At 41.9% G+C, this 7,445-nt stretch carries 7 protein-coding genes; all 7 read right to left on the bottom strand.

Annotated features, from left to right (window positions below; all coding sequences use genetic code 11):
• Positions 1 to 197 precede the first annotated feature (197 nt).
• The 7 genes from AN213_RS19640 to cysD all read right to left on the bottom strand — a co-directional run bounded on the left by AN213_RS19640 (position 198) and on the right by cysD (position 7,445).
• Positions 198 to 1,460 carry an aromatic amino acid transport family protein gene (locus AN213_RS19640; RefSeq protein ID WP_055199439.1) on the bottom strand — a complete coding sequence of 421 codons (1,263 nt, stop codon included), beginning with the start codon at positions 1,458 to 1,460 and terminating at the stop codon, positions 198 to 200.
• A gap of 153 nt (positions 1,461 to 1,613) precedes the next feature.
• Complete coding sequence (locus tag AN213_RS19635) at positions 1,614 to 1,805, bottom strand: hypothetical protein (RefSeq protein WP_055199438.1); 192 nt, start codon at positions 1,803 to 1,805, stop codon at positions 1,614 to 1,616.
• Positions 1,806 to 1,976: 171 nt separating this feature from the next.
• Positions 1,977 to 2,747, bottom strand: coding sequence for a 3'(2'),5'-bisphosphate nucleotidase CysQ (cysQ, locus tag AN213_RS19630; RefSeq protein ID WP_055199437.1), 771 nt, complete (start codon positions 2,745 to 2,747; stop codon positions 1,977 to 1,979).
• Positions 2,748 to 2,750: 3 nt separating this feature from the next.
• Entirely contained in the window at positions 2,751 to 3,347 is a 597-nt protein-coding gene (gene cysC, locus AN213_RS19625; RefSeq protein ID WP_055199436.1) for an adenylyl-sulfate kinase, read from the bottom strand.
• Positions 3,348 to 3,361: 14 nt separating this feature from the next.
• Entirely contained in the window at positions 3,362 to 5,089 is a 1,728-nt protein-coding gene (locus AN213_RS19620) for an SLC13 family permease (RefSeq protein WP_055199435.1), read from the bottom strand.
• A 32-nt stretch (positions 5,090 to 5,121) separates the two neighbouring features.
• Positions 5,122 to 6,546 (bottom strand): sulfate adenylyltransferase subunit CysN, encoded by a 1,425-nt coding sequence (gene cysN / locus AN213_RS19615; protein ID WP_055199434.1) that lies wholly within the window; start codon positions 6,544 to 6,546, stop codon positions 5,122 to 5,124.
• On the bottom strand, positions 6,546 to 7,445 hold the full coding sequence (gene cysD / locus AN213_RS19610) for a sulfate adenylyltransferase subunit CysD (RefSeq protein ID WP_054564008.1): 900 nt from the start codon (positions 7,443 to 7,445) through the stop codon (positions 6,546 to 6,548). The genes cysN and cysD overlap by 1 nt, the downstream gene beginning before the upstream one ends.

Below are 7,445 nucleotides of genomic sequence, written 5' to 3'. Positions count from 1 at the left end.
ACCTATCGGCTGATCGCTGACGGCTGAAAGCTGATAGCTCTGGCGTAGGTTGGGTTTCACTTCGCTCTACCCAACCTACGCCAAACTTCCAAGCTTTACTCTTTCAACTTTCCCCTTTCTAACTTCACTCCCAACTCGCAAACCAAAAAAGCCCAGCCGGTTTCCCGGCTGGGCTTCTATATCTAACAATGATGAGATTACTTAATCATGCTGTAGATAAGTGCAAACACAGCTAGAGAGCCAACTGTTAATACAAACAGTGTGCTTAAGCGGTTTCTGTATTTGTGTAAGCTAGGTACTTTATAAACGGCAATCATCGGCATGATGAAAAGGATCATGGCGATGATAGGGCCTGATAGTTGATCCATCATGTCTAAAATACTTGGGTTGATCACTGAACAATACCAAATAGCGAAGAACATGATAACAGTGCCAATTTTATCAACGAGTTTAGGGTTCATATGGGCTTGCTTACTAACAAGACCATTAAAGCTTTCACGGGCACCTAAGAAGTGACCTAAGAACGAAGAGGTAATTGCAATAAAGGCAACTAGTGGCCCTAAGGTCGCAATAAACGAGTTATCAGTGATATTGGCAAGGAATGACAAGATAGACACGTTATCAGCTTTTGCTTGTACCATTTGCTCAGTAGATAGTGACAACACACATGAGAATACAAACAGTAAAACAAACACGATTAATAGTAGACTGGTACGCTTCAGAATTGCTTCTGACTTCATTTTAGCATTGTTGCCATAGTGAGCACGCTGTACATGTACAAAGCTTGATATCGCAGCTGCGTGGCTAAATGAGAATACGATGATAGGTATTGATAACCAAAGTGTTTTCATGAAGCCAGAAAACTCAGGCACTGTTACATCTGGCATTTGCCAACTTGGGATCAAGTAAATCGATAAGAAAAACAAGATAGCGACGAGAGGATAAACAAGGATTGCAAAAGCACGTAACATCAATGCTTCACCACCTAGCATTAAACTGATCATACCGCCAACGAGCACACCAGATAACAGTACGCGTGGTGGCGACTCCATACCTAATTGATTAACGATAAAACTGTCTACTGTATTGGTTAAGCCAACACCATAAATAAGTAAGATAGGGAAGATAGAAAGAAAATACAGTAAAGATATTAAGCGCCCTGCATTAATGCCAAAGTGTTCTTCTACAACATCGGTAAAATCCGCTTCAGGCTTTTTTGATGATAAAACAAATCGGGCTAAACCTCTGTGAGCTAAGTAGGTCATCGGAAAGGCAAGGCATGCCATGATAATCAAAGGCCAAAATCCGCCGATACCGATATTAATTGGTAAGAATAAGATCCCCGCACCGACTGCGGTGCCAAATAAACTTAATACCCACTGGGTGTCATGAAGGTTCCATTTTGAGTTCCTACTTGTTGTCGATGCATCATACGGCATAGCATCTTGATGTGTGTTCATTAGCACTCCACTATTAGAATAATAATTGTCGCGCAGCATATAGAAAAGCGATTAAGAATGCATGTTTTAGCGTTGTATTTAGATAACTATGCTGTAAGGAGAGACTTACAAAGGAAGGTGGCAGGGCTTATTTATAAAGCCCTGTTGTGGTATTTATTCTGCTGCTGCAAGTGCGCGAGCTTTAATATCTGCGGCAAATACTAAACCTTTCTTAAAACGTTCTTCAGCTGCAGTGATTTCGCTTTCATCGCCATTAGCGGCAAGCACTCCTTGTGAAAGGGCTTTATAAAGTGCGGTAATTTGTGCCTCATAGCCGGCTTCAATTGCTTTTTCAACAGTCGTCATGGTTATTCCTTTAATAGTTTGAGAGAGCAAAATACTATAGGAACAAAGGCTTATTGGCTAGGTTAAACTGATTGTAAAATAAGGAGTATTAAAGGGGCTAGAGTTACGATGATAGGATAGATGCTGGGTTTCGCTACGCTCTACCCAGCCTACGATATTTAACGGAACGCTTTAGTTCTGTAATGCAGATACGACAAAAAACGGATTCAGATACTCTTCTTTACTGTTATACAGTAGTGGGCTGCCATCGAGTTTACTAACCGTTGCACCTGCTATTTCGGCAATCGCATGGCCAGCTCCGGTATCCCACTCACAGGTTGGGCCAAGGCGTGGGTATATATCTGCACTACCTTCGGCAACCAGACAAAGTTTTAGCGAGCTTCCCTTTGAAACCATTTCTACATCTTCAAACTGTTTTACAAATTCAGCTAAATCTGGAGAAGGGTGTGAACGGCTGCCGACAACACGAATAAGCCCTTTATTTGGCTTACGAGTTACCTTAAGTTCGATACGTTCATCACCTTTATCTTTAAAGGCACCTATTGCTTCTGCGGCAATATACGACACACCTAATGCTGGTGCATCAACAACAGCTAATACCGGTTTACCTTTTTCTATCAAGGCAATGTTTACTGTAAACTCGCCATTTTTTTTAATGAACTCTTTGGTGCCATCAATTGGGTCTACTAACCAGTAGCGGTGCCAAGTTTGACGAATATCCCAGCTAATATCAGCGCTTTCTTCGCTTAGAATTGGTACATCAGGGGTAAGATGTTGTAAGCCATTCACAATCACTTTGTGAGCTGCTAGGTCGGCGTCGGTCACTGGGCTTTCATCAGCTTTGTACTCAACATTAAAGTCCTTTTCGTAAATCCCCATTATTGCGCTACCGGCTTGGCGTGCGAGGAGTAAGATTTCTTCTAGCAGTTCCGTTTGATTCATGACTTAACCTATAATTTGCTGTTGTTTTAAATACGCTACCAGCTCTTGCACCGATTGGTCTAGGGTGTTTTTGCTAGTATCGATTTTAATTTCTGGCGATGTAGGGACTTGATAGTCTGAGTCGATACCTGTGAAGTGCTTAATTTCACCTGCACGGGCTTTTTTATAAAGCCCTTTAGGGTCGCGTGTTTCACAAACGTCGAGGGGGGTATCTAAAAATACCTCAATAAACTCACCATCCTCTACTAAGTTTCTTACCATATTGCGTTCGCTTTGGAATGGCGAAATAAATGCGGTTAATACCACAAGACCGGCATCGACCATCAGCTTTGCAGTTTCACCGACGCGGCGAATGTTTTCCACGCGGTCTTCATCAGTAAAGCCAAGATCTTTACACAAGCCATGACGCACATTGTCACCATCGAGTAGATAGGTGTGAACACCTAATTGATTTAATGCGCTTTCTAGTGCGTTCGCAACTGTGCTTTTGCCTGAACCTGAAAAACCAGTGAACCATAGAATGGCAGGCTTATGCTTTTTTTGCTCACTACGCTGTGATTTGCTAATGGCGTAATTATGCCAAACGATATTTTCATCCATTGTCTTTACTCTCGTTATTGAAATGGGAATACCAGTGGTATAAGTATTAATACTGTAATCGAGTAAATAATCGATAAAGGTAAGCCCATGGCAATGTAATCTTTAAGGCGGTAATTTCCCGCACTGTAAACCATCAAGTTAGTTTGATAACCAAATGGCGAAATGAAGCTAGCCGATGCACCAAATGCGACAGCCATAATAAAAGGCAAAGGTGATACATCAAAACCAACGGCGAGTGCATACGCTACCGGAAATGAAAGCGCGGCAGCGGCATTATTGGTAATGAGTTCGGTAAATAAAACCGTCATTAAAAATATTGCGATAAATGCCCCGTAAGGCCCAAAACCACCTAATACGTATAACATGGCTGATGAAATTTCACCGGCAAGGCCTGTGCCTATCATGAGTTTGGCAAGGCCAATAGCGCTGCCCACTACTGCGAGTAACTCAATCGGAAAACGACGTTTTACTTCACTTAGCTTGATTGTGCCTGTTAGCATTAAACCGATAAGAAGAACGAGTAGGCCTTTTACTAATGGTACTAGGCCAACAATACTTAACCCCAATACGGCAGCAAAACTTGCTAATACAATATTTGATTGCTTAGGTTTTAAATGGGTTTGTAAATCAAGGCCTGATATATAAACGAACTCACGTTTTAAATTAGGTAGCGAGTAAAACTCTTTGCCAGGCGCAAGGATCAATGAGTCACCCGCTTGCAATTGAACTTTACCTAAGCCGCCTTGTAAACGATCATGGCCGCGGCGAATAGCAATAACGGCTGCATGAAATTGTTCACGAAAGCGAACTTCTTTAATTGTTTTACCAATGTATTTTGAAGAATGGCTAACAACGACTTCAACTAGGTGCTCAACATCTTTCTCATGTTTGTCGTGAACAACTTTTAAGCCATCAAATCGGGTAAGCAGAGGCACAGACTTTATATCACCTACAAAAAGTAATACGTCACTTTCTTTGATAACTTGTTTTGGCGTAACTGCGCAAATACGTTTATCACCACGGATTATTTCGGCTAAGAACAAGTCTTTTAATTCACGAAGGCCATTTTCCTCAACACTTTTACCAATGAGCTTTGAGCCGGTTTCTACTTTACCTTCAAGGTAAAAAGGGACAACTTCTTGGTTATTTTTACCGTTGTCTGGTAAATACTTGAGCATCACTAAAATAGTGATAAGTCCTACACTCAATGCACCTAAACCAATCAAGGTAAAATCAAAAAAGCCAAGCGGCTCCATGCCCGCTTCAACGGCAAAGCCATTAACAATTAAATTTGTTGAGGTGCCTATCAGAGTGATCGTGCCACCTAAAATAGCAGTGTACGATAAAGGTAATAAAAGCTTAGACGGTGAATGTGTCGGGTTTTCTTTTATCGCACTGATCAGCGATGCCACTACCGCAGTATTATTGGTAAATGATGATAAAAAGGCGGTTGATAAACCAAGCTTGGTCACCGAACTTGTCAGGCTGCCTTTCGAAAGAGACTGAGCAAGTTTTTGCACTAGCGTGGTTTTTTCTACGGCTATCGAAACGAGTACAAGTAGAATAAGGGTGATTAAAGAAGGGTTTGCATAGTTAATTAACATATCTTCAAGGCTTATTAGCCCTGCTAAATAACTAATACCAATGGCGCCGACAAATAACCATGCAGGTTTTAGTCGAGTGCCAAAAAGGCACCCCACTAATACCAGCATAATGCCTGTTAATACCAGCTGTTGATACATGCTTTTTACTTCCTATAACAGGCGAATAGTGATTATTTAAGCTTAGTTATATCAAGCGCTTGCCAATGAGGGAAGTGCTTGCGTACTAAAGCATTAAATTCAACTTCAAAGTCGCTAAAGCTACTTTGCTGTTCTTCAGTGCTAAGTAATTGCTCAATCATACCTGCCGCAACGGTTAGGTTTGATAGGCGGTCAATTAGGATAAACGCACCTGTTTCATGGTTGTTGTGGTACTCATCAGCCAAAATTGTTTCTGTAAGCTCTAAGGTTACAATCGCAATTTCGTTAAGTTGTAATGAGTCTGCTTCACCATGCTCAAGGGTATTTACATCAATCGTGTGATCGATTTTTCTTACCACTGCCGAGGTGTTTTTGCTGCCTAACTTAAAGTTATAGCTTTTACCTAATACTAACGGTGCTTCATGCATCCATACTAATTTAGCTTTAATACGGTTTGTAACAGCGGCTTTTGAAGCGGCTGGCACAATCACATCGCCACGGCTGATATCAATTTCGTCGTTTAACGTTAAGGTAATTGCTTGACCTGCTTCAGCTGTATCTAAGTTGCCATCGAAAGTCACAATCTCTTTGATGCTTGAGCTTTTACCTGATGGTAATACCTTTACCGCATCACCCACGCTGAACTTGCCAGACGTTAAAGTACCTTGAAAGCCTCGGAAGTCTAAGTTAGGGCGTACTACATATTGCACTGGAAGACGCGCTTCAAACCCGTTATCAAGTTCAGCAGCTGGTGAGTCTTCAAGTAATTCCAGTAGTGGCTTTTCTGTGTAATAAGGTGTGCGCTCTGAGCGTGTAACTACGTTGTCACCTTTAAGCGCTGACATAGGCACAAATTTGATATTAGTAACGTTTAGCTGCTCTGCAAACTTAAGGTAGTCGGCTTTGATTTTCTCGTATACGGTTTCATCGAAATCGACGATATCCATTTTGTTTATAGCAACAACAAACTGTTTAATACCTAATGAGTCACAGATAAAGCTATGACGCTTAGTTTGTACTTGTACGCCGTAACGAGCGTCAACTAGGATAATCGCCACATCACTGGTTGATGCACCGGTCACCATGTTGCGCGTGTACTGCTCATGTCCTGGCGTATCAGCAATAATGAACTTACGTTTTGCTGTTGAGAAGTAACGATAAGCAACGTCAATGGTAATACCTTGCTCACGTTCAGCTTGAAGACCATCTACAAGGAGTGCTAAATCAAGCTCTTCACCGGCATTACCGACTTTTTCATTGTCTTTATGCAGGGCTGCAAGTTGGTCTTCATAAATTTGGTGACTATCGTGTAAAAGGCGGCCAATCAGCGTTGATTTACCGTCATCCACACTACCACAGGTCAGCATGCGTAAAAGGCTTTTGTCTTGTTGACGTGCAAGGTAGGCGTCGATACCTAACTCTCTTACTTCATTAATCGTGTCGTTTGTTTTAGACATTAGAAATAGCCCTCACGTTTTTTCTTTTCCATTGAACCAGCAGAGTCGTGATCAATCACGCGGCCTTCACGCTCAGAAGAGGTTGAAAGCAGCATCTCTTCAATAATTTCAGTTAAGGTACCTGCATTTGATTCCACAGCACCTGTCAGCGGGTAACAACCAAGGGTACGGAAACGGACAGATTTCATTTGTGGTACTTCGCCTTCTTCTAATGGCATACGCTCGTCATCAACCATGATTAGCGTGCCGTTACGCTCAACGACTGGGCGTTCTTTAGCAAGGTAAAGTGGAACCATTTCAATGTTTTCTTGGTAGATATACTGCCAAATATCAAGTTCAGTCCAGTTAGATAACGGGAATACACGAATGCTTTCACCCGGGTTTACTTGGCTGTTGTACGTATTCCAAAGCTCTGGACGTTGGTTTTTTGGATCCCATCTGTGGTGTTTGTCACGGAATGAGTAAACACGCTCTTTAGCACGTGATTTCTCTTCGTCACGGCGTGCCCCACCAAACGCAGCATCAAAGCCGTATTTATCTAACGCTTGCTTTAAGCCTTGCGTTTTCATGATGTCGGTGTGCTTTGCTGAGCCGTGTACAAATGGATTGATATCAATCTCTAACCCTTCAGGGTTTTTGTGGACGATTAAATCAAAGCCATACTCTTTAGCTAGGCGGTCACGAAACTCGATCATTTCCTTAAACTTCCAGTTGGTATCAACGTGTAAAAGTGGAAATGGGATCTTTGCTGGATAAAACGCTTTACGCGCTAAGTGTAATAACACTGATGAATCTTTACCGATTGAGTAAAGCATCACCGGGTTTTCAAACTCAGCAGCAACTTCGCGCATGATTTTGATACTTTCAGCTTCTAATTGCTGAAGGTGTGTTAAAGCCAT

Source organism: Pseudoalteromonas sp. P1-8 (assembly GCF_001399985.1).
Taxonomy (GTDB): Bacteria; Pseudomonadota; Gammaproteobacteria; order Enterobacterales; family Alteromonadaceae; genus Pseudoalteromonas.
This window is presented reverse-complemented; position numbering and strand designations above follow the sequence as displayed.